The sequence below is a fragment of the Arthrobacter paludis genome, assembly GCF_056782315.1.
Genome location: NZ_JBXAEW010000025.1, coordinates 29,784 through 51,119 on the forward strand (window position 1 = coordinate 29,784; position 21,336 = coordinate 51,119).

General features: G+C 73.0%; 22 protein-coding genes. 10 read left to right on the forward strand and 12 right to left on the reverse strand.

The window, feature by feature from the left end; translation table 11 throughout:
• Positions 1-133: 133 nt before the first annotated feature.
• The gene (locus AC1Q5D_RS16890) at positions 134-835 is read right to left on the reverse strand and encodes an IclR family transcriptional regulator (protein ID WP_481739619.1); all 702 of its coding nucleotides are present in this window, start codon (positions 833-835) and stop codon (positions 134-136) included.
• A 119-nt stretch (positions 836-954) separates the two neighbouring features.
• Here AC1Q5D_RS16890 and AC1Q5D_RS16895 point away from each other — a divergent pair, with 119 nt between their 5' ends.
• Positions 955-1,782, forward strand: coding sequence for a TetR/AcrR family transcriptional regulator (locus AC1Q5D_RS16895; RefSeq protein WP_481739620.1), 828 nt, complete (start codon positions 955-957; stop codon positions 1,780-1,782).
• Between the two features lie 40 nt (positions 1,783-1,822).
• Here AC1Q5D_RS16895 and dmpG read toward each other — a convergent pair whose 3' ends face one another.
• The 6 genes from dmpG to AC1Q5D_RS16925 form a co-directional block, all read right to left on the reverse strand.
• Positions 1,823-2,863, reverse strand: a complete 1,041-nt coding sequence (dmpG, locus tag AC1Q5D_RS16900; RefSeq protein WP_481739621.1) for a 4-hydroxy-2-oxovalerate aldolase — start codon at positions 2,861-2,863, stop codon at positions 1,823-1,825.
• 13 nt (positions 2,864-2,876) lie between these two features.
• On the reverse strand, positions 2,877-3,815 hold the full coding sequence (locus AC1Q5D_RS16905) for an acetaldehyde dehydrogenase (acetylating) (RefSeq protein WP_481739622.1): 939 nt from the start codon (positions 3,813-3,815) through the stop codon (positions 2,877-2,879).
• 8 nt (positions 3,816-3,823) lie between these two features.
• Positions 3,824-4,672, reverse strand: a complete 849-nt coding sequence (locus tag AC1Q5D_RS16910) for a 2-keto-4-pentenoate hydratase (protein ID WP_481739623.1) — start codon at positions 4,670-4,672, stop codon at positions 3,824-3,826.
• Complete coding sequence (locus AC1Q5D_RS16915) at positions 4,669-5,607, reverse strand: 3-carboxyethylcatechol 2,3-dioxygenase (protein WP_481739624.1); 939 nt, start codon at positions 5,605-5,607, stop codon at positions 4,669-4,671. Before AC1Q5D_RS16915 ends, AC1Q5D_RS16910 begins: the two co-directional genes overlap by 4 nt.
• Positions 5,608-5,772: 165 nt before the next feature.
• Positions 5,773-6,222: a PaaI family thioesterase gene (locus AC1Q5D_RS16920; protein WP_481739625.1), complete on the reverse strand. Its 450-nt coding sequence runs from the start codon at positions 6,220-6,222 to the stop codon at positions 5,773-5,775.
• Between the two features lie 168 nt (positions 6,223-6,390).
• Positions 6,391-7,779 carry an MFS transporter gene (locus AC1Q5D_RS16925; protein WP_481739626.1) on the reverse strand — a complete coding sequence of 463 codons (1,389 nt, stop codon included), beginning with the start codon at positions 7,777-7,779 and terminating at the stop codon, positions 6,391-6,393.
• A gap of 292 nt (positions 7,780-8,071) precedes the next feature.
• Between AC1Q5D_RS16925 and AC1Q5D_RS16930 the strand changes: the two genes are divergently transcribed.
• The 7 genes from AC1Q5D_RS16930 (at position 8,072) to AC1Q5D_RS16960 (ending at position 14,557) form a co-directional block, all read left to right on the forward strand.
• On the forward strand, positions 8,072-9,418 hold the full coding sequence (locus AC1Q5D_RS16930; RefSeq protein WP_481739627.1) for an aromatic ring-hydroxylating oxygenase subunit alpha: 1,347 nt from the start codon (positions 8,072-8,074) through the stop codon (positions 9,416-9,418).
• A 26-nt stretch (positions 9,419-9,444) separates the two neighbouring features.
• Positions 9,445-9,792 (forward strand): bifunctional 3-phenylpropionate/cinnamic acid dioxygenase ferredoxin subunit, encoded by a 348-nt coding sequence (locus AC1Q5D_RS16935; protein ID WP_481739628.1) that lies wholly within the window; start codon positions 9,445-9,447, stop codon positions 9,790-9,792.
• Positions 9,793-9,805: 13 nt separating this feature from the next.
• A complete protein-coding gene (locus AC1Q5D_RS16940) occupies positions 9,806-11,017 on the forward strand; it encodes an NAD(P)/FAD-dependent oxidoreductase (protein ID WP_481739629.1) in 1,212 nt (403 codons plus the stop codon).
• A 34-nt stretch (positions 11,018-11,051) separates the two neighbouring features.
• Positions 11,052-11,606 (forward strand): aromatic-ring-hydroxylating dioxygenase subunit beta, encoded by a 555-nt coding sequence (locus AC1Q5D_RS16945; protein ID WP_481739630.1) that lies wholly within the window; start codon positions 11,052-11,054, stop codon positions 11,604-11,606.
• A 67-nt stretch (positions 11,607-11,673) separates the two neighbouring features.
• On the forward strand, positions 11,674-12,525 hold the full coding sequence (locus tag AC1Q5D_RS16950; protein ID WP_481739631.1) for an SDR family NAD(P)-dependent oxidoreductase: 852 nt from the start codon (positions 11,674-11,676) through the stop codon (positions 12,523-12,525).
• Positions 12,522-14,096 (forward strand): acyl-CoA synthetase, encoded by a 1,575-nt coding sequence (locus tag AC1Q5D_RS16955; protein WP_481739632.1) that lies wholly within the window; start codon positions 12,522-12,524, stop codon positions 14,094-14,096. Before AC1Q5D_RS16950 ends, AC1Q5D_RS16955 begins: the two co-directional genes overlap by 4 nt.
• A complete protein-coding gene (locus tag AC1Q5D_RS16960; protein ID WP_481739633.1) occupies positions 14,093-14,557 on the forward strand; it encodes a GNAT family protein in 465 nt (154 codons plus the stop codon). Before AC1Q5D_RS16955 ends, AC1Q5D_RS16960 begins: the two co-directional genes overlap by 4 nt.
• Before the next feature lie 31 nt (positions 14,558-14,588).
• Here the strand turns inward: AC1Q5D_RS16960 and AC1Q5D_RS16965 are convergent, their stop codons facing one another.
• Complete coding sequence (locus tag AC1Q5D_RS16965; RefSeq protein WP_481739634.1) at positions 14,589-15,389, reverse strand: IclR family transcriptional regulator; 801 nt, start codon at positions 15,387-15,389, stop codon at positions 14,589-14,591.
• 173 nt (positions 15,390-15,562) lie between these two features.
• Here AC1Q5D_RS16965 and AC1Q5D_RS16970 point away from each other — a divergent pair, with 173 nt between their 5' ends.
• Complete coding sequence (locus AC1Q5D_RS16970) at positions 15,563-16,144, forward strand: helix-turn-helix domain-containing protein (protein WP_481739635.1); 582 nt, start codon at positions 15,563-15,565, stop codon at positions 16,142-16,144.
• A gap of 37 nt (positions 16,145-16,181) precedes the next feature.
• Here the strand turns inward: AC1Q5D_RS16970 and AC1Q5D_RS16975 are convergent, their stop codons facing one another.
• A complete protein-coding gene (locus tag AC1Q5D_RS16975) occupies positions 16,182-16,640 on the reverse strand; it encodes a PaaI family thioesterase (RefSeq protein ID WP_481739636.1) in 459 nt (152 codons plus the stop codon).
• Positions 16,641-16,878: 238 nt separating this feature from the next.
• Between AC1Q5D_RS16975 and AC1Q5D_RS16980 the strand changes: the two genes are divergently transcribed.
• Positions 16,879-17,847 (forward strand): zinc-binding dehydrogenase, encoded by a 969-nt coding sequence (locus AC1Q5D_RS16980; RefSeq protein WP_481739637.1) that lies wholly within the window; start codon positions 16,879-16,881, stop codon positions 17,845-17,847.
• Positions 17,848-18,074: 227 nt separating this feature from the next.
• On the opposite strand, the gene AC1Q5D_RS16985 is transcribed toward AC1Q5D_RS16980, so the two are convergent.
• The 3 genes from AC1Q5D_RS16985 to AC1Q5D_RS16995 form a co-directional block, all read right to left on the reverse strand.
• On the reverse strand, positions 18,075-19,034 hold the full coding sequence (locus tag AC1Q5D_RS16985; RefSeq protein WP_481739638.1) for a hypothetical protein: 960 nt from the start codon (positions 19,032-19,034) through the stop codon (positions 18,075-18,077).
• A 309-nt stretch (positions 19,035-19,343) separates the two neighbouring features.
• On the reverse strand, positions 19,344-20,150 hold the full coding sequence (locus AC1Q5D_RS16990) for a hypothetical protein (RefSeq protein ID WP_481739639.1): 807 nt from the start codon (positions 20,148-20,150) through the stop codon (positions 19,344-19,346).
• Position 20,151: 1 nt separating this feature from the next.
• Complete coding sequence (locus AC1Q5D_RS16995; RefSeq protein WP_481739640.1) at positions 20,152-21,219, reverse strand: NAD(P)H-binding protein; 1,068 nt, start codon at positions 21,217-21,219, stop codon at positions 20,152-20,154.
• Between the last annotated feature and the right edge of the window lie 117 nt (positions 21,220-21,336).

Genomic DNA, 21,336 nt, shown 5'->3' on the forward strand with positions numbered 1-21,336 from the left:
GTTGCAATTAGTGCAATAGGGATCCATCACACCACCGGCTGTGACGCGGGTCAACAGGGTGTCCCGCTCCCCGGAACGGCCGCAGTCGTCCCCCGGAACGCCGGCGTCGTCCCCGCCGGCGCGAGCGCGCGGGTCAGCGCAGCGCGTCGGAGATGCGGACCGCGGCGGCGCGCAGCGGCGCCACGGCCGCCGCGGCGAGGTCCTCGCGCACCGTGATGATGTTCAGGCACGCCTGGGCGCCGACGACGGCGGTGTCGAGGGGCACGGCGAGCCCGAACATGCCCGGTTCCACCTCGCCGTACGTGCGGGCGTAGCCGTCGCGGCGGGCGCGGGCGACGGCCGCGGGTTCGTCCTTCGCCGCCGGGCCGGCGGCCATGGTCGCGTGGCCGGCCGCGCCGCGGTCCAACGGGTGGCGGCTGCCCTCCGTGAACGTGATGTGGTAGTTGCCACCGGTCGGGGCGACGACGGCGAGTGCGACCGCCTCAGCGCCCTCGCGCACGATGAGCGCCACGGTGGCGCCGAGGGCGTCCGCCGCCTCGCGCAGCACGGGCCGGGCCGCGCCCAACAGCGCCGCGTGCGCGCCGGAGGCCAGGCCCAGCAGGCCGGACGCGCCGCGGTGGCGGCCGTCCGGGCCGCGGTGGACCAGCCCCGCGTCGGCGAGCGTGTTGAGGATCCGGTAGGCGACGGTGCGGTGGACGCCGGCCAGCGCGGCGACCTCGGCGACGGAGAGGCCGTCCGGTGACTCGGCCACCGCGCGCAGGACCTGCAGCCCGCGGGCCAGCGTCTGCGAGCCGGCGGTGCGCGAGGCGGTGGGGGAGGGGTCCTGGTGCGTCACGCCAACGATCTTGGCACACGCGGGCCCGGTCGGGGCCGACGCGGCGCACCGTTCCCGCGTCCCGTGCCCTCCGGCCCCGCCGCGACTACCCTGTTCGTGTGACTTCAGGGATGTTGCCCATGCACGTCAAGCGCCGCGAGGCCGGCGACGCCTCCCGCCGGAGGATCCTGGACGTGGCCTCCCGCCTCATCGCCGACCGCGGGTACGACGGCACGTCGGTTGCCCTTCTCAGCCAGGAGGTGGGGCTGCCGAACAGCTCGGTGTACTGGCACTTCGGCTCCAAGGAAGGCGTCATGACCGCCGTGATGGAGCGCGGAATCGAGCGGTTCGTCGAGTCCTTCCGGGGGCTCGAACACCCGGACGCGGGGCGGCCGGACGGACCGGCGCCGGGCGGGCGGGGCGCGCCGGGACCCTCGGCGGACGCGGTGTGGCGGCAGGGGGAGGAGCGGCTGCGCACGGGCTTCACCACGGCGGCGCGCGCCCTGCTCTGCGATCCCAGGCACGCCCAATTCCTGCAGATCCAACTGAGCCTGCGGCTCACGCCGGGGCAGCTGCCCGGAAGCGACGTGCAGGACGCGGTCGCACGGGTCCGCCGGCGGGGCGCGGCGTTCCTCGCGGCGCTTGTCCGCGGGGCCTTCGCCGGGCAGGGGCCGGAGGCGGCCAGGCGGCTGGGCGACGAGCTTGGCCAGTTTGCGATGGCACTGATCGACGGGATGTTCCTGGTGACGCGGCCCCCGGGCGCCGGGCGCGACGTGGAGGCCCTGCTCGAGGACGCCGCGACGTCGCTCGTCGCCGTCGCCCGGACGCGGAGTGCCAGGGTGCCCGCGCCGGAGGGCGCAGGGGCGGCTGGTCCCACGACGCAGGCCGGGCCGGCCGTGGTCCCGACGCACGAGGGGCCCGGGACCGACGCCGCGGTCCCGGGCCCCTTGCCCGCCGGCGCGGGCTAGGCTTTGCCGCCCGCGCGGGGGCGGGAAGCGACAGCAGCCGCTACGCGTTCGCCTTCTGCTCCGCGGCGAGCTGGACGGCGACGTCGACGATCATGTCCTCCTGGCCGCCCACGTAGCCGGCCTTGCCGATCTCCTCGAGGATCCGGTAGGCGGGGACCCCGTAGCGGACGGACGCGCGCTCGGCGTGGATGAGGAACGAGGAGTACACGCCCGCGTAGCCCTGCATGATCGACGCCCGGTCCATGACGGGCATGCGGGTGATGATCGGCTTCACGACGTCCTCGGCGGCGCCCATCAGGCCCTGCACGTCGACGCCGGTCTTGATCTCCAGGCGGTCGAACGCGGCCGCGAGGACCTCGGTCGGGGAGTTGCCGGCGCCGGCGCCGAGGGCGACGAGCGTGCCGTCGATCTGCTTCGCGCCGGCGCGCACCGCGTACACGGAGTTGGCGACGCCGAACGACATGTTCTGGTGGCCGTGGAAGCCGACCTGGGCGTCGTCGCCGAGCTCGGCCACCAGGGCGGAGACGCGGTCGGAGACGTCCTCGAGGATCAGGGCGCCGGCGGAGTCGACGACGTAGACGCACTGGCAGCCGGCGTCGGCCATGATCCGGGCCTGCTTCGCCAGCTCCTCCGGGCCCACCCGGTGCGAGAGCATGAGGAACCCGACGGTCTCCATGCCCAGCTTGCGGGCGTGCTGGAAGTGCTGGATCGAGATGTCGGCCTCGGTGCAGTGCGTGGCGATGCGGGCCACGGAGGCGCCGGCGTCGTGCGCCTGGTTGAGGTCGTGGATGGTGCCCAGGCCCGGGAGCATGAGTACGGCGATCTTGGCCTGCTTGGCCTCGTCGACGGCCGCGCGGACCAGGTCCAGCTCGGGGGTCAGGGAGAAGCCGTAGTTGAACGAGGACCCGCCCAGGCCGTCGCCGTGGGTGACCTCGATGACCTCCACGCGGGAGTCGTCGAGGGCGCGGACCACGTCGCGCACGTGGCGCTCCGTGAAGCGGTGGCTCATGGCGTGGGAGCCGTCGCGCAGGGTCGTGTCGGTGATGCGGATGTCGAACGCGGTGTCCAGGGGTGCGGTCATGGCCGGCCTCTCCTTAGTTCTCGGTGCCGGCGGACGCCAGGGCGGCGTCCATCTTCTCGGCCAGCAGATCGGCCGTGCGGGTGGCGGCCGCGGTGATGATGTCCAGGTTGCCCGCGTACTCCGGCAGGTAGTCGGCGGCGCCCTTGACCTGCACCCACACGCCGACCCGTCCGTTGCCGCCCCAGTCGTCGCGGGCGGAGTCGAACTGCGGCTCGACGCGCAGCTCGTAGCCGGGCACGTAGTCCCGGATCTTCGCGGCGGCCTCGTCGATCGCGGCGCGGATGGCGTCCTGGGTGGCCCCGGGCTCGGCGGCCTCGGCCGGGATGGCGCAGTAGATCGTGTTGCGCATGATCATCGGCGGCTCGACCGGGTTGATGATGATGATCGCCTTGCCGCGCTGGGCGCCGCCGAGGACCTCGAGGGCCTTCGCCGTGGTCTCCGTGAACTCGTCGACGTTGGCGCGGGTGCCGGGGCCGGCGGACTTCGAGGCGATCGAGGCGACGATCTCCGCGTACTCGACCGGGACCACGGAGGACACGGCGGCGACGATCGGGGTCGTGGCCTGGCCGGCGCACGTGATCATGTTGACGTTCGGGGAGTCCTCGAGCTCGTCGAGGTTCACCACGGGCGCCAGGTAGGGGCCGACGGCGGCCGGCGTGAGGTCGATCGCCCGGATGCCGGCGGCCTCGTACTTGGGGGCGTTCGCCGCGTGGGCCTTAGCCGAGGTGCACTCGAACACGAAGTCGGGCTTGTCCTCCTGGGCGAGCAGCCAGTCCACGCCCTCGGCGGAGGTCGTGACGCCCAGCCGGGCCGCGCGGGCCAGGCCGTCGGACGCCGGGTCGATGCCGATCATGTACTTGACCTCGACGTTCTTGCTGCGGCGCATGATCTTGAACATCAGGTCGGTGCCGATGTTGCCGGAGCCGACGATGGCGGCGGTCTTCTTGGCCATGGTGTTCCTTACTCGGTGAAGTGGATGGTCAGCGCGCCGAGCGCGCCGAAGTCTGCGGTCGCGGACTCGCCCGCGACGACGGGCAGGGCCTTGGTGAAGGACCCCGGCAGCACGAGCTGCCCGGCCTCGAGGGCCACGCCCTCGCGCCCGAGGACGTTCGCCAGCCAGGCCAGGGGGGCGACCGGGTCGCCCATGACGGCCCCGCCGGTGCCGGTCTCGCGTGCCTCGCCGCCGATGCGCAGCGTGCACTCGACCTCGGACAGGTCGGCCACGGCGACGTCCAGCGGGGTGGTGCCGACGGCGATCGCCCCGCACGAGGCGTTGTCCGCGACGGTGTCGACGAGCCGGATGTCCCAGTCCGCGACGCGGGAGTCGATGATCTCGATGGCCGCGTAGACCGAGCCGATCGCGGCGGCGGCCTCCTCGCGGGTCACGCCCGGGCCCTTGAGCGTCTCCTTGAGCACGAACCCGAACTCGGGCTCGACCTTCGGGGAGATGAACGACCCCGCCGAGACGGACGCGTCCTCGTGGTGGACCATGTCGGCGAAGAAGAACCCGAAGTCCGGGGAGTCGACGCCGAGCTGGGCCTGCATCGCCAGGGAGGTCAGGCCGACCTTCCGGCCGGCCAGCACCCGGCCGTCGGCCACGTGGCGCCGCAGCTGGCGCTCCTGGACGGCGTAGGCGTCCGCGACCGTCATGCCGGGGACGCGGTCCCGCAGGGGCGGGACGGTGGTGCGGGTGCGGGTGGCCTCGAGCAGCTCGTCGCCGAGCCCGGCCAGCAGCCTGGCGTGCGCGGCGGCCTCCTCGGACGTGGCGTCGGCCCAGTGCGCGGCGGGGTTCTCCGCCCCGAGCGTCACTTGAGCACCGCCGTCGTCACGCCGAAGCCGGCGATGTACTCCTTGATGGGCTTGTAGAACTCGTAGGTGACCTCGTACTCGCCGCACGCGCGCAGCGCGGAGTACGCGGCGACCCAGGTGCGCACCTCGTGGGAGGAATGGCCGGCGACGGCGTCCATCTCGTCCGCCCGGTAGGCGTCGAACGCCTCGACGTTGCCGGACTTGCACACCTCGAGGAACGCGCGGTCCCACTCGGGGTTCAGGTCCATGATGTCCGCCTCGCCCCTGGCGAAGGCGACGGCGGTGTCGATGGTGCGCTGCTGGCGGGCGGCCCGGGCCTCCGGGGTCGGGTGGCGGCCGTCCGTGAGGAACTGGCGCTGCTCGGGGGTCGCGGTGGCGATCTGGGGGACCGGCGGGTCGTGGGACAGGCCGCCGGAGCCGATGAAGAGCACCCGCTGGTCGGTGTTCCGGAAGAACTCGCCGACGGCCTGGCCGAACTTCCGCACGCGGGAGACCTTCGTGAAGGGGCGCGCGACCGAGTTGACGAAGATCGGGACGACCGGGGTCTTGTCCAGGCCGCCGAAGATCGTCTCCATGGGCTGGACGGCCCCGTGGTCGACCTCCATCTGCCGCGAGATCGCGGTGTCGATGTCCTGGTCGATCACGTACTGGGCCAGCTCCTCGGCGATCGCGGTGGGCACGTTGATCGGGCCCTCCCAGGAGTCGTAGTCGCCGGTGCCGAGCGCCTCGTAGCCGATGCAGAACGGCGGCATCAGGTCGTAGAAGAAGCCGTTGTAGTGGTCCGGGCCGAAGTTCACGACCAGGTCCGGGTTGAACTCCTTCGCGAACTGGCGCACCTGGTCGAAGGACGCCTCGACGGCGGCCTTGACGTCGGCGGGCGGGTTCGTGTGCTCGAGCAGCGGGCTGTGCGACATGCAGACCAGGGCCTGTGGCATCGCGTGCCTCCTCACGGTTCGGGTGGGCGACGGCGGCGCCGTCGGGGGTGTTGGGGGTGCTCCCTTCCATTGGACTCCGGAGGGGGCTGCGGCACATCCCGGTGTTCCATCCTGTGGAACGTTCCGTCGGGGCGGGCCCGGAATTCCGGGGATGTGGCGGGCTGGCTACTTCCCGAGCGAGCGGTCCTTGATCGCGTACGTGAACGTGGAATGGACCAGCTGCTTGCCCTCGGCGTCCGCCACCGAGACCTCGGCGACGGCCACCGTGCCCCCGCCGCGCAGGATGCGCGCGGTCGCCACGGCGGGCGAGGCCTTGGAGTTGGACATGAAGTTCAGGTTGGACTGGACCGCCAGCGGGAACTGGCCGGTGCCGGCGTAGGCCTGCATGGCCAGGAACGTGCCGGTGATGTCGGCGGCGCCGAAGAGCGCGGCCGCGGAGAACATGCCGTTGGCCTGGGCCATGGCGTCCGTCAGCGGCAGGGTCATGCTGATGGACTCGCCGTCCGCCGCGTGGGGCTCGAGCCCGAGCGTGGCGGCGATGTCGTCGAAGCCGCGGCGGGCCTCGAACTTCTCCACATACGCGCGGAACTCGTCGAGGGTGGAGGGGATGGCCATGGCGCTCCTTCGGGGGATTGGCGATCGGGGGCGGAATGGTGCGCGGGGCAGGCGCCGCCGCGCGAGGCTGCCGCCGTCGCGTCACCGCGGCGGCCTCCTGCCCGCCACCCTAGCGACGGCGGCACCCGCCCCGGGAGGACGGGTGCCGCCTGCCGGGACGGGGGTGGATCAGCCCTCGCGCACCATGTCGTCGATGACTTCCTCGCGCCGCTCCCGGATGCGGAGCGCGCGCCCGCCGGTCTCCTTGGACAGCGCGATCGCCACCGTGGAGACGGTCACGATCCCGAGGAAGTACAGCGGGATCAGGTCCAGCCCGCCGCCGGCCTGCCCCACGAGGAACTGGCCGACGAGGGGCGCGACGCCGGCGCCCAGGATCGAGGAGACCTGGAACGTGATGGAGACGCCCGTGTAGCGGGACTCGGGGGCGAACTTCTCGGAGAGGAAGGCGCCGATCGGGCCGTACTGGGAGGCCTGCATGATCGGGTTGCCGATGATGAAGCCGAGCGCGACCAGCCAGAAGTTGTTCGACTCGAAGGCCCAGATCATCGGGTAGACGAGCAGGGCGCCGACCACGCCACCGGAGATCATGACCCGCTTGCGCCCGTAGAGGTCGGAGAGCCAAGCGAAGAACGGGATGGCGACAATGTGCAGCACGGAGGAGAACGTGAGCAGGTACAGCAGGGTGCCGCTGGTCAGGGCGGGCTCGGTGCCTGCTGCTTCGGCCTGGGCGGCGGAGTTGGCGGTCAGGTACTTCACCATGAACCCCGCGAGCAGCCCCTGTAGGAAGAGCGACGCCGCGCCGGCGAGGCAGCCGAGCAGGACCTCCTTGGGGTGGTTGCGGAACAGCCGCACGATCGGCACGCCGGTGTGGACGTCGCCTCGGGCCTTGGCCGCGAGGAACTCGGGGGACTCGGTGACGCGCCAGCGCAGGTACAGCGCGATGGCGACGACGACCACGGAAAGCAGGAACGGGACGCGCCAGGCCCAGCCGAAGAACACGTCCTCGGGCAGGCTCATGAACAGGCCAAGCACGAGCGTGGAGAGCACGGCGCCCGTCGGTCCGCCGGTGACGGCCATGGAGGCGCCGAAGCCCTTGGACTTCGCCGTCGAGTGCTCCATCGCCATCAGCGTGGCGCCGGCCCACTCGCCGCCGACGGCGATGCCCTGCACGATGCGCAGGACGGTCAGGGCGACGCCCGCAAACGTCGCGCCGAGGCCCGTGGGCATCAGGCCGATCGCGAACGACACGACGCCCATGACCAGCATGGTGATGAAGAGCATGTTCTTGCGTCCGAAGCGGTCACCGAAGTGGCCGAAAAGGATCCCGCCCAGCGGTCGGGCGACGTACCCGGCGAGCAGGGTGACGAACGCGAGCGTCGTGGCCGTCGCCGGGTCCATGCCGGCGAACAGGACCTGGGGGAAGACCAGGCCAGCGGCCGCGGTGTAGAGCAGGAAGTCGTAGTACTCGACGGTGGAGCCGAGGAAACTGGAGACGACCGCGCGGCGGGTCTCCTTCTTCGACGGGGCGGGCGCGGGCGCGCCGGGGTTAAGGCTCATGGGTGCCTCCGGGAACGGGGTGGGGTGGGAGCTGCGGCCGCCGTCGGGCGGGCCGGCCTGCACTACAGGATGGGCGGGTGTGACGTCCACCACCAATACGCCGTGCCGTGGAGCGGAACGCCGCCGGGGAGGGCGGGGGATGCGGCCGCCGTGCCGCCATCCGGCACGGCCCCTTGACCGGTGCGCACGTCCTAGTGTTCGGAACATGGTGGTGGCGCTCGGCGTCACACGGGTGTGTGATGTAGGCGTCGGCCCGGCCGGCACCCCAGATCCCCGTCGAAGGAATGACCCGATGACCACCCAGGACGCCTGCCCCTCGCAGGCCAACGCCGCCATCGGCAAGATGCCCCGCCCCGAGCCGCGGAACGTCGACGTGGCCCCGCTCGTCGACAGCGACGGCGGGCTGATCGACCGTTCCATCTACACGGACCGCGGCATCTACGACCAGGAGATGCGCCGCATCTTCGCGCGCAGCTGGCTGTTCCTGGCCCACGAGACCCAGTTCAAGAAGGCCGGCGACTTCTTCACGACCTTCATGGGCGAGGACCCCGTGATCGTCACGCTGGACAAGCAGAAGAACCTGCGCGCCTACCTGAACTCCTGCCGCCACCGCGGGGTGCGCCTCTGCCGCGCCGACGCCGGCGCCACGAAGATGTTCACCTGCACGTACCACGGCTGGTCCTTCGACCTGGCCGGCGCCCTGCAGACCGTCCCCAACGAGGTCGCCTACCCGGAGGGCTTCGACAAGAAGGACTGGGGCCTGATCGAGGTCCCGCGGCTGGAGACCTACAAGGGCCTCGTCTTCGGCAACTGGGACGCCGACGCGGAGCCGCTCGAGGACGCCCTGGGCGACATGCGCTACTACATGGACGCCATGCTGGACCGCGACCCCGAGGGCACCGAGGTCATGGGCGGGGTCATGAAGTGGGAGCTCGAGGGCAACTGGAAGCTCGCGGCCGAGCAGTTCGCGACCGACTGGTACCACGTGAACATGTCCCACGCCTCGGCGCTGATGGTCCTCTCGCCCACCGGCAAGGGCCCGAAGGCGGAGATCGTCGCCACCCCCGGCCGCCAGTACGTCTCGGAGAACGGCCACGGCGCCGGCTTCCCGACGCACCCCAAGTCCCGGTTCGACGCCAAGGCCGTCCACGAGGCCACCGACTACGCCGCGCTGCGCGAGCGCCTCGGCGACGCCGCCGTCGAGGGGCCGATGACCACCGGCCACGCCACGGTCTTCCCGAACTTCTCCTACCTCCCCGTCAACGGCTCGATCCGCATCTGGCACCCCAAGGGGCCCGACAAGATCGAGGTCTGGGCCTGGGTCCTGGTGGACAAGTCCTGGCCGGACGACGTCAAGGACGCCCAGCGCCTCTACAACCTGCGCACGTTCGGCCCGTCGGGCATCTTCGAGGCCGACGACGGGGAGAACTGGTCCGAGATCCAGGCGATCTCCCACGGGTTCGTCACGAACTCCGTCCCGCTGAACTTCCAGATGGGCATCGGCTCGGAGCGCGAGGACGGGACCTACCCCGGCCAGACCAGCGAGCTGTACTCGGACGCGGCGGGCCGCGCGTTCTACCGCCACTGGGCTGGTTTGATGAACACGCCGGCGTGGCACGAGCGCCGGGCCCAGCAGTAGCACCAACAAAGCAAGGAGCCACGACCATGAGCGAGGCCATCAACGCCGGATCCGTCGACGAGATCGAGGAGGGCGAGGCGAAGGTCATCCCCGCCGAGGAGAACGGAACCGGCGAGGACATCGCGATCTTCCACGGCGAGGACGGGAACTTCTACGCCCTCGACGACGAGTGCACCCACGAGACGGCGTCCCTGGCGGACGGCTGGATCGAGGGCACCGAGGTGGAGTGCCCGGTGCACTCGGCCAAGTTCTGCCTCAAGACGGGCGCCGCCCTGTGCATGCCCGCCACGATCGCCGCCCGCACCCACAAGGTCGAGGTGGTCGACGGCGAGGTCCTGCTCTACCCCGACGTCAAGGCCGCCGACCAGGCGTAACCGAAGGAGCACCATGTCCCCCCACTCCGTCACCATCGTCGGCGGCGGCCTCGCCGGCTTCACGGTCGCGAAGGAGCTGCGCGCCCGGGGCTTCGACGGCGCCCTGACCATCGTCGACCCGGCCGGCCTGCCCTACGACCGCCCGCCGCTGAGCAAGGACTACCTGCTCGGCACGCGCGACGCCGAGGGCATCCGCCTCTCCGACGCCGCCTGGTTTGCCGAGCACCGGGTCGACGTCGTCACCGGCACCGCCGTCGGCCTCCGCCCCGACGAGGCGACGGTGGTGCTCGACGACGGCCGCGAGCTGACGAGCGAGAAGGTCGTCCTCGCGACGGGCGGCGCGGCGCGCCGGCTGTCCATCCCGGGCGGCGACCTCGACTCCGTGCTGGAACTGCGCACGCTCGCGGACGCCGACCGGCTGCGTTCCCTGCTGCGGCCCGGCACGCGCCTGGCCATCGTCGGCGCGGGGCTCATCGGCGCGGAGACCGCGTCCTCCGCCCTGTCGTTCGGGGTCGAGGTGACGCTGATCGACCCCGTCGACCCGCCGCTGGTGCCGGCCGTCGGGCCCGAACTGGCCCGGCGCCTGCACGACATGCACACCGAGAAGGGCGTCCGCCTGGTCACCGGCGTGCCGGCGGAGATCACGGTGGACGACGGCGGCCACCACGTCCGCCTCGAGTCGGGGGAGACGGTCGACGCCGACGTGGTCCTGGTGGGCATCGGCATCGTCCCCGAGACCGCGCTCGCCGAGTCGGCCGGGCTCGAGACGGACAACGGCACCATCGTGGACACGCGCCAACGCACCGCCCACCCCAACGTGTACGCCGTCGGGGACTCCTCCCGGACCCGCGCCGACGACGGGACCCTCCTGCGCCGCGCCGAGCACTGGGAGCACGCCATGAACACCGGCACGACGGCGGCCGCCGCGCTGCTCGGCCAGGACCTCCCCGAACACGGGGCCAGCTGGTTCTGGTCCGACCGGCACGGCGTCCACGTCGAAGGCGTCGGCTCCATGAACGGCGAGGGCACCACCGTGGTCCGCGAGGCCGACGGCGTCCCGCAGGTGGTGTTCCGCCTCGACCCCGACGGCTACCTGGCCGGCTGCGCCGCCGTCGACGGCGGGCTCGCCGTCCGCGCGGCCCGGCGCATCATCGACCGCCGCATCCTCGTGGACCCGGCCGCCCTGGCGGACCCGGCCACCAACCTCAAGAAGCTCGCCCGCTAGGGCCGGGCCGACCCGCCCGTGAAGGAGTGACACCATGACGCAGGACACCACGGCCGCCCCGGAGGCGGAGACCGCGGACCGCTACGCGGACGCGGAGCTGACGCACCAGGTGGCGCAGTTCTACTTCCGCGAGGCCGAGCTGCTCGACGACGGCCGCTTCGCCGACTGGCTGGACGTCTTCGACGACGACCTGGCCTACTTCGCCCCGCTGCGCACCAACCGGCTGCGCCGCCAGGCGGCCCTGTCCATCGGGCGCCGCGGCGAGGCCGCCTACTTCGACGAGACCAAGGAGTCCCTGGCCTGGCGCATCCGCCGGTACGACTCCGGCATGGCCTGGGCCGAGGACCCGCCGTCGCGCACCCGCCACCTGGTCTCCAACGTCGTGGTCCGGCACACCGGCGAGAACGAACTGACCGCCCGCAGCGCGTTCCTCGTCTACCGCAACCGGCTCCAGACCGAGACCGACCTCTACGCCGGCGGCCGCACCGACCGGATCCGCGTCACCGACGCCGGCTTCAAGGTCTTCGACCGCGAGATCCTCTTCGACGCGAACGTCCTGCAGGCCAAGAACCTCAGCACGTTCTTCTAGCCGGGCGGGCCGACCCGCGGCCCCGCCGTCGTCCCCTCCCCGCAGGCCCCACCGAAAGGCCCCACCCATGGTCAACCCCTTCCCCCAGGGCTGGCTCGCCGGCGACACCGCCTTCATCACCGGCGGCGGCTCCGGCATCGGCCGCGCCGTTGCCGAACGCTTCCTCGTCGAGGGAGCGCAGGTCGCGATCTTCGGACGCGGCCAGGACAAGCTCGACGCCGTCGTCGCCGCGTCCGCCGCGCCCGAGCGCATGCTCGCCACCGCGGGCGACGTCCGCAACCCGGACGACCTGCACGGCGCGGTCGCCGCGACCGTCGAGCGGTTCGGCAAGCTCGACATCGCCGTGCCCAACGCCGGCATCTGGGACTACAACCGGAAGCTGACCCGGCTCAGCGGCGCGGAGCTCGGCGCCGCCTTCGACGAGCTGTTCTCCATCAACGTGAAGGGCTACCTGCTCACCGCGGAGGCCGTCTGGCGCGAACTGGTCAAGACGCGCGGCAGCATGGTCATGACGCTCTCCAACGCGTCCTTCCACACCGCCGGCGGCGGGCCCGTCTACACGGCCAGCAAGTTCGCGGCCCGCGGGCTCGTCAACCAGCTGGCCTACGAGCTCGCGCCCAAGGTGCGCGTCAACGGCGTCGCCGTCGGCGGGATGAACACGGACCTGCGCGGGCCGGAGTCGATCGGGCTCAACGAACGCTCCATCTCCGACTCGTTCGCGCGTTCGACGATCACCGGCAACAACCCGCTGATCCCGCTCCACGACTCGTCGGTGGAGCCCCGCGACTTCACCGGCCCGTACGTGCTGCTCGCATCGCGGGCCAACTCGGGCAACATCACCGGACAGACGCTCCAGGCCGACGGCGGGATCGCCGTGCGCGGCTTCGGGGACAGGGCAGCAGGAGGCGACGAGCTGTGAGCGTGAACATCAATCCCGTCGACGGCGTCATCCGCCAGGCGGAGTACTTCCCGGCCAACGAGGCCTTCCTGTACGGCGACGGCTCGTGGACGTACGCGCGCCTGTTCGAGGAGACCCGCGGGTGGGCCCGGGCCCTGGCCGCCGCGGGCGTCGGCCCGGGCGACCGGGTCGCGTACCTGGGCCTGAACAGCATGACGCTCATCGAGGCGATGCTCGGCGCGTGGTGGCTCGGGGCCGTCTTCGAGCCCCTCAATTTCCGGCTCGCCCCGCGGGAGGTGCACGGACTGCTGGAGCAGTCGACGCCGACCGTCCTCGTCGTCGAGCCGTCCCACCAGGAGGTCGCCGACCGGGCCCGGGAGCTGGGCGTCGACGTGGCGCGCCTGGTCCTGGTGGACAACGACGCGCAGGTGCCGGCGCCCGCGGACATCCCCGCCCACTACACGCCGCTGACCGCGTTCCTCGCGGAGGCGGACGGCGCCGACCTGCCGGGGCCCGTCCCGGCCGGCGACGACGACCTGGCGATCCTCATGTTCACGTCCGGGACCACGGGGCGGCCCAAGGGGGTGCAGCTCACGCACGGCAACGTGTGGTGGAACTCCGTGAACGTGGACTCGCTCGTGGACACGCGCCGCGGGGACACCAACCTCGCCGTCGCCCCGCTGTTCCACATCGGCGGGTTGAACGCGCTGACCATCCGCGTGCTCGTGCGCGGCGGCCGCACGCTGATCCGCCGCACCTTCGACCCTCGGCAGACGCTGGCGGACATCGAGCGGTACGGGATCTCCCAGGCGTTCCTGGTGCCGGCCATGCTCTCCGCCATGCAGGCGACCGACGAGTTCAACGCCCACGACATCTCCTGCCTGCGCGCCCTGATCTGCGCCGGCGCGCCCGTGCCGCCCGTGCTGCTGCGCCAGTACGAGCGCAAGGGCGTGCCCGTCCAGCAGGCGTGGGGCCTCACGGAGACCGCGCCGTTCGCGACGTACCTCCCCACGGAGCTGACCTACGTCAAACCCGGGTCCTGCGGAATGCCGATGCCCTACACGGAGGTCCGCGTCGTCGACCCCGCCACGCTGGAGGACGTCGCCGTGCCGGGCGACACCGGCGAGCTGTGGGTCCGGGGCCCCAACGTCACCTCCGGCTACTGGCGGAACCCCGACGCCACCGCCTCCGCGTTCGTGGACGGGTGGTTCCGCACGGGCGACATCGGCTACCGGGACGCCGACGGCTACCTCTTCATCGTCGACCGGCTCAAGGACATGATCATCACCGGCGGGGAGAACGTGTACCCGGCGGAGGTCGAGCGGGCCCTCATGGAGTACCCGGGGGTCCTGGACGTCGCCGTCGTCGGCGTGGAGGACGCCCAGTGGGGCGAGGCGGTCGTGGCCGTGATGAGCTGCCGCGACGGACAGGTCCCGACCATCGAGGAGGTGCGCGCCTTCGCCGAGTCCTACCTGGCCCGGTACAAGCTGCCGAAGCGGCTGCTCCTCGCCGGGAGCGTGCCCCGCAACGGGTCGGGCAAGCTCGACAAGCCCGCCATCCGCGACATGGTGGCCCGGGAGGGGATGGCATGAGCGCCGACGAGGTCGACCTGCTGAAGTGGCCCGACCCGCTGCCCGCGGACTGGCGGGCCGAGCCGGCCACCCCGGACGCCGGGTGGGAGGGCGCCTACCGGATCTCGGAGCGCGGCGAGCCGCGCGGGACCGTGCAGGTCGCCCACGCCGTCCGGCACGACATCGGGGCCGCCTACCCCGCGGGGATGCGCGACCGGCTCCTCGGACCCTCCGCCGACGCCCCGGCCGGGGCGCTGCAGCTGGCCTCCGAGGCGGTCTTCGCCGCGGATCCGCACTGCCGCCGCCTCGTCCTCGCCGTGGCCGAGGACGACGTGCCGGCGATCGCGCGCGCGGAGGCCGCCGGCTACCGGTACGTCGTGGACGTCGACCTGCCGGGAGACCGGTCCGTGTCGCTGCTGGCCGCCGAGCCGCCGTGGGTCCTGGAGGAGTCGCGGAACATCGACGAGGTCCCGACGGACTAGCGGCCGCGCCGCCGTCGTCCCCCTACGCGGCCTAGGCGCCCTGCGCGAGCCGCGTCTGCTGCTGCGCGGTGACCGCCGCGACCGCGCGGGTCGCCGCGTAGCAGACCTTGCGCAGGACGCCCGCCTGCGATTCCGGCTTGAACTTGCCGACGGGCCCCGACACGGACAGCGCGGCGACCGGGCGGCCGTTCTGGCCGAACACCGGGGCGGCGACGCAGTTGAGGCCGGTGAGGATCTCCTCGCGGTCGTACGCGAGGTTGGTGCGGCGGACCTCGTCGAGCTCGCGGCGGAAGGCCTCGGGGTCGGTGATGGTGTGCGGCGTCCAGCGGAGCATCTCTCCGCGGGCGGCCTCCTCGGCGGCGCCGTGCTCGTAGGCGAGCAGGACCTTGCCGACGGCGGTGCAGTAGGCGGGGGCGCGGCCGCCGATGCGCGACGGGCTGCGGACCTGCAGGTGGCCGTAGAGCTTGTTGAGGTAGACGACGTCGGTGCCCTGCAGCACGGCCAGGTGCACGGTCTGCTTGGTCAATTCGTAGAGGTCGGCCAGGAACGGGGTCAGCGCATCGCGGATCAGGCCGTTCCACGCGGACTCCTGCGAACTGCCGAGGTCCTGGATCATCTTGCCGAGCCGGTACGCGTTGCCCGCGCGCTCGACCGCGCCGTTGTTCTGCAGCATCGTCAGCAGCCGGAACGCCGTGGACTTGGAGAGGTCGGCGCGGCGGGCGAGCTCGCTGACGCCGACGCCAAGGAGCGCGTCGTCGCCGAAGGCGTTGAGCAGCGACATCGCCTTGTCGACGGCGGTGCGCTGGTCGCGGGCGGGCGTCGGACGGGTCAAGGTTGCCTCCCCAAGAAGCGTTCGGGTCGTCGCGGGCCGGCGGGGTGGGTCCCGAGGGCGGCGCGGTCCACGCGGCGTTCCGGTGTGCGGAACATTGCGGTCCATCCAGTGTCTCCCGGCGGTCAAGAACTGTCAAACATGACAGTGCGTTCACTATAAGTGACACTAGGGACGTGCTGAACGACCTCGTCTCCCGCAACGTCCGCCGGTTCCGCGGGGAACACCGGCTCTCCCTCGGCGAGCTTGCGGTCCGCGCCGGCCTCTCCAAGCAGACCCTCTCCAAGATCGAGGCGGGCACCGGCAACCCGACGGTCGAGACCCTGGAGCGTCTGGCGCGCGCCCTCGGCGTCAACGTGCGGCGCCTGCTCACCGAGTGGGGGACCCGCACGCACGTCTCCCGGGCCGCGGACGCCACGTGGCAGCCGCTCGGCCCCGGCACCGCGCGGCACCTCGACCGGATCTACGGGTCGGGGTTCGTGCGCACCGAGCTGATCCGCATGGACGGGGGACTGCCCCGCCACAGCGTCCCCCCGCACAGCCCCGGGACGCTGCACCAGGTGTTCGTCGTCGAAGGGCGGCTCGAGGCGGGACCGGAGCGCGAGTCGGTGGTCCTCGAGGCCGGCGACTTCGTCCGGTTCGCCGGCGACGTGCCGCACGTCTTCCTTGCGGTCGGCGGCCCCGTGGTGGCGCACATGACGACGACGGCGCCGCAGCTGCCGCAGACGGGACCCGGCGCGGCCGGCTGGGAGGAGTAGGGCGGACGCGCCTACCCCCGCCGGTCGGCGGACGCGCCTACCCCCGCCGGTCGGCGGACGCGTACTGCGACGGCACGTCGATGACCGCCAGCGTGCACCGGGAGACGCACACGAGCTTGCCGTCAGCGTTGGTGATGCGGATGTCCCAGACGTGCGAGCGGCGGCCGATGTTGGCCGGCGTCGCCTCCCCGTAGACCCACTCGCCGGTGGCGACGGGCCTGACGTGGTTGGCGTTGATCTCCTGGCCGACGGCGTGGAAGCGGGTCCGGTCGATCGCCAGGGAGCCCGCCCAGGAGGCGAGCGTCTCGGCGAACGCAACGGACGCGCCCCCGTGCAGGACCCCGGCCGGCTGCGTGGTGCGCGCGTCGACGGGCATCCGGCCCTTCAGGGACGTCTCCGTCAGCTCGGTGACCTCGATGCCGAGCGCCTCGTTGAGGCAGGCCCCGCCCCGTTCGTTCAGCTCGGCGACTTCCAGTGCGTCGACCCAGATCCCCATCGCACGTCCCATCCTGTTCGGACCGGGAGCCTGGTGGCGCCGGCGGTGGCCCCGGGAGGGATGCCCGTGCCGCGTCCTCCGGCCGGACGGCCCGGCCCCGGTGTGCGACCACGCTACCGGCGGCGCGGAACGTTCGCCTCGCAGGCTTGCCGCAGGGCGGAACGGCCGGTGGGGTCCCAGCGCGGCGCCGGGCAGACTGGGCCCGAGCCGTCCCACCTCAGCCGAAGGAGTGCCGCCCATGCGCGCCGCCGTCGCCGTCGCCCAGAACCCGCGTGACCCGCTGTCCTGCCTCGAACTCCAGGACGTGCCCGTGCCCGAACCCCGTCCGGGGTGGACGCGCGTGCGGGTCAAGGCCTCGAGCCTGAACCAGCACGACCTGTGGACCCTGCGCGGCATCGGCCACGACCCCAAGCACATCCCGATCATCCTCGGCTGCGACGTCGCCGGAGTCACCGAGGACGGACGCGAGGTCGTCGTGCACCCCGTCATCGCCGACCCCGACGCCGGCCGGGGCGACGAGACGCTCGATCCGAACCGCGCCCTGCTGTCCGAGCGGCACGACGGCGGTTTCGCGGAGTACATCCTCGTGCCGGACCGCTGCCTGGTCGACAAGCCCGCGCACCTGTCCTTCGAGGAGGCCGCGTGCCTGCCGGTGGCCTGGTCCACCGCGTACCGGATGCTGTTCACGCAGGCGGGGCTCCGCGCGGGCGACCGCGTGCTCGTGCAGGGCGCGGGCGGCGGGGTGGCGACCGCCGCCATCGCGCTGGCCTCCGCCGCGGGGGCGGCCGTGTACGCGACGAGCCGGTCCGAGGAGAAGCGGCGCTTGGCCCTTGAGCTCGGCGCGGCCGCGGCCTTCGAGTCCGGAGCCCGCCTGCCGGAGCGCGTGGACACCGTGATCGAGACCGTCGGCGAGGCCACGTGGGCGCACTCGCTGCGCTGCCTGCGGCCCGGCGGCGCGATCGTCATCGCCGGGGCCACGAGCGGCACGAGCCCCGAGGCCGACCTCGGCCGGATCTTCTACCAGCAGCTGCGCGTCCTCGGCTCGACGGGGTCCGCACGCCACGAGACGGCCGCGATGCTGAGGATGGTCGAGGCGACGGGCCTGCGCCCCCGCATCGACCGCGTCCTGCCGCTGGAGAAGATCCACGACGGGTTCCAGGCGATGATCGACGGCGAGCTCGCGGGCAAGGTCGTCATCACCCTCTAACCGCCTCGCCGGGACAGCCTTCCGGGCGTCCTGCGCGGCACCGGGGCGGCTGCCTGGCCGTGCGTGGCCACCCGCCGCGCGCGGAACGCCCCGCTGCGTGCGAGGCCACCCGCTCCGCGCGAAACGCCCCGCCGCGTACGAGATGCCCCGATATGCCTGGGCGTCTCGTGCACTGCGGGTCGTCTCGCCGGAGGACGGGTGTCCGGGCAACGGAAGCTGCCGGGGATTCAGGCGCTGCGCCGGGCGTGGAGCACCGGGCGGAGGAAGGACCGAACGCGGCTCTCCAGGTCCGGATCGTCGAGCTGGTCCCACCAGACGTTGAGGATCCGGACGCCCTCCTCGGCGAAGGCGGCTTCGCGCTTCCGTTCCTCCAGCAGCTTCTGGTCGGTCGGCTTGTCCATGAAGTACTTCCCGTCGCCGTGCACCTCCACGACCAGGCCGTACTCTGGCCAGGCGAAATCGGCCCTGAACCTACCCCGCCGGGTGACGACGGGGTGCTGCAACACCGGCGCGGGGAGCCCCCAGAACTGAAGCAGCGCGCGGAACCTGGACTCGGCGAGCGACTCCGACTGGCCGTCCGCGAAGACCAACGCTGTCCGGGCCTTCGCCGTGCCCCGGCGACCAGCGACGGTCGCGAGTTCGGCCTCCAGGCGGTGGCGTGGGGTCCCGCCGCGGAGCGCGGAGTCGAGAATCGCCACCGCCGGGACCCACGGGAGGTGGCGTGCGCAGTCGATGGCGGTCCGCTCGAGCGACGTGGCCCTGAGACCGTCAACGGTCCAGATCCGCAAGCCCGAGAGGTCCACGTTGTGCCGGATGACTCCCGGCGTTCGGCTTACCGGGCGACGGCCACCGGTCTGGATGACGTGGATTTCCCGTCCGGCCCTCCAGAGGTCGAGTCCCCAAAGCCGTGCGGCCGAGGCCAGGCAGTACACCGGTGGCGCGGCGGCCGCGCGGGCATGCGCGTGGACGTCGAGGACCTCGCGCTGCCAGGAGGCCAGATCGGCCACGAGCTTCCTCTCGACATAGACGGCCCGGCGGAGCCGCACCAGGCTGCGCCGCGCGACCTCCCGGCGGATGTCCGAGGCGCCCAGCCCGCGCTGTGTGAGTTCGCGGAACGTGGCCAATCCGGCGACGGCGTCGACGAGGGCCGGGGAGGACGGCCGGAGGAGCGGTTGTCTCTGTCCCATGCTGCCGAGGCTCGTTGAAGACCGGACCCAGTGCCACCCTCGGATGGAAAATGTGGACAACGCCTCCTGTCTGTGCCGGCTCCGGCCGGGCCGACTACGACGCCGCGGCGTCCCGAAAAACCCCGCCGTGCTCGAGATGACCTGCCCCATTCTAGAGACCCCTATATGCCGGGCGTCTCGTGCGCGGCGGGGCGTTTCGTACGTGCTGGGTCGTCTCGCGCGTGCCGGGGCGTTTCGCGCGTGGCGGGGCGTTTCGTGCGTGGCGGGGCGTCTCGAGATACCGCCGCGGGTTGCGACGCCCGCCCGCGCCTACGCCGCCCGGCCGAACCGCTCCAGCGCGGCGGGCGTGCCGAGCTCCGGCCGGTCCGCGTCCTCGCCCGCGTAGTGGCGCAGGGCCGCGAGCAGCCGGTTCGGGTCGCAGGCCAGGTACTGCACGGGCACCACGAGCGGCTTCGGCCCCGCATGCCGGACCACGATCAGGGCCGGCCCCCGCGCCCCGAGCGGCGCCCGGCCCGGCGGGTCCTCGGCCGTCACCCCGGACACGTCCCGCCAGTACACCTCGCGCCGGCCCTGCGGCCCGTAGAGCACCACCCGGCTGCGCGTCAGGTACATGCCGGCCGGGTGCTCCGAGGACGCGATCCGCATCAGCCGCAGCCCCTCCCGCAGCACCAGGAACGCCACGGCCAGCAGCCCCGCCGCCGCGACGAGCACGACCCACCCCGCGGCCGGGTCCGCGATCCGCCGGGCGGCCAGGGCCAGGGCGGCGACCCCGGTGACCACGCCGAGCCCCACCGTCGTCGCCGCGAACGGGACGGAACCGCGCAGCATCGCGAAGTGCGTGGCCGCGCGGGCGCCCGTCGTCGTCTCCACGGCGGCGGTGCGGGGCGGCACGGGCTCCGGGTCGTGCCGGAACTCGCGCACCAGCGACGCGGCGAAGCCGCCCGAGATCGCCAGCATGGCCGCGGCGAACGCCCAGCTGCCCAGCACGGCGGACGCGACGGCCAGCGCCGCCACGAACCCGGTGATCGCGAACGCCGGGACGAGGTGGTGCGCCAGCTTCCACCCGCGGTGCCGCGGCGCCCACACCTCCGGCCGGTCCCCCCTGCGGCCGCCCACGCTATCCGGCTCCCCGCCCCTGCAGGGCCAGCGTCCGGGCCAGCGACTGCGCGGGCCGGTTGAGCAGCCGTCCGACGTCGCCGGAGACCGGGGCCAGGTCCCCGGACGCGATCGCCGTGTACGTGCTGACCCAGGCGTCCAGCTGCCACGGTTCCGGGTCCCACGCGGCCCGGGACGCGCGGGCCTCCTCGAGCGTCTCGTCGTGGTACGCGACGCTGCGGCCGGTCGCCGCGGTGATCGCGGCGGCGGCCTCGGCGAGCGAGAACGCCTCGGGTCCGGTCAGGTCGTAGACGGCTCCGGCGTGCCGGCCCGGCTTCCCGGCGGCCAGCGTCGTCGCGCTCTGCGCGAGGACGACGGCGGCGCACGCCGCCACGTCGTCGCGCGCGACGGCGGAGACCCGCCCGTCCCCGCCGGGCCCGCGCAGGACGCCGTCGGCCCCGGCGAAGAGCGGGAAGACGTCCTGGTAGAAGTTGTCGCGCAGCATCGTCGTGGCCAGGCCGGACTGGGCCAGCATCCGCTCGGTGGCGTAGTGGTCCCGGGCCAGGGTGAAGACCGCGTCGGGGGCCGCCCGGAAGAACGACGTGTAGACGATGTGGCGGACCCCGGCGTCGGCCGCGGCGCGGATGAACGACTCGTGGTCGGCGAGCCGGGAGGACGACTCCGCCCCGGAGACCATCAAGAGGACGGCGACGCCGGCCAGCGCCTCGCGGGCCGCCTCCGGGTCGGCGTACTCGGTGGCCGCGTGGTCCAGGGGGACCCCGGTGGCCGGCGGGAGCCCGGGCAGCGGGGCCGGCCCGGTGGGGAAGTCGGAAGCGGACGACGGCGGGGCCGCCGCGGCATCCCCCGTCACGCCCGCGGGGGCCGCCAGGGGCGGGTCCTGGAGGGACCGCGGCGCCTGCGGGGCCGGGTCGGGGCCGCGGCGGAGCCGCTCCGCCAGGGCGGCGGCGCGCTCCGGGTCGCGGGCGAGCACGCGCAGGGGCAGCCTCCCCGCGAGCAGGCGCGCCGTGCGGCCGCCGACCTCGCCGGTCGCGCCGGCCACGGCCACCAGGGGGAGCTTCGTCGGGTCCATGCGACCACGGTACGCCGGGGCTCGGCGCGGAGTCAGGTCAGTGGGCGCGGCCCGTCCCCGTTCACCCGCAGTTCGGGCGCGCGTTGCCCCGCGTCGACCCGCCGGCCCTAGCCTTGC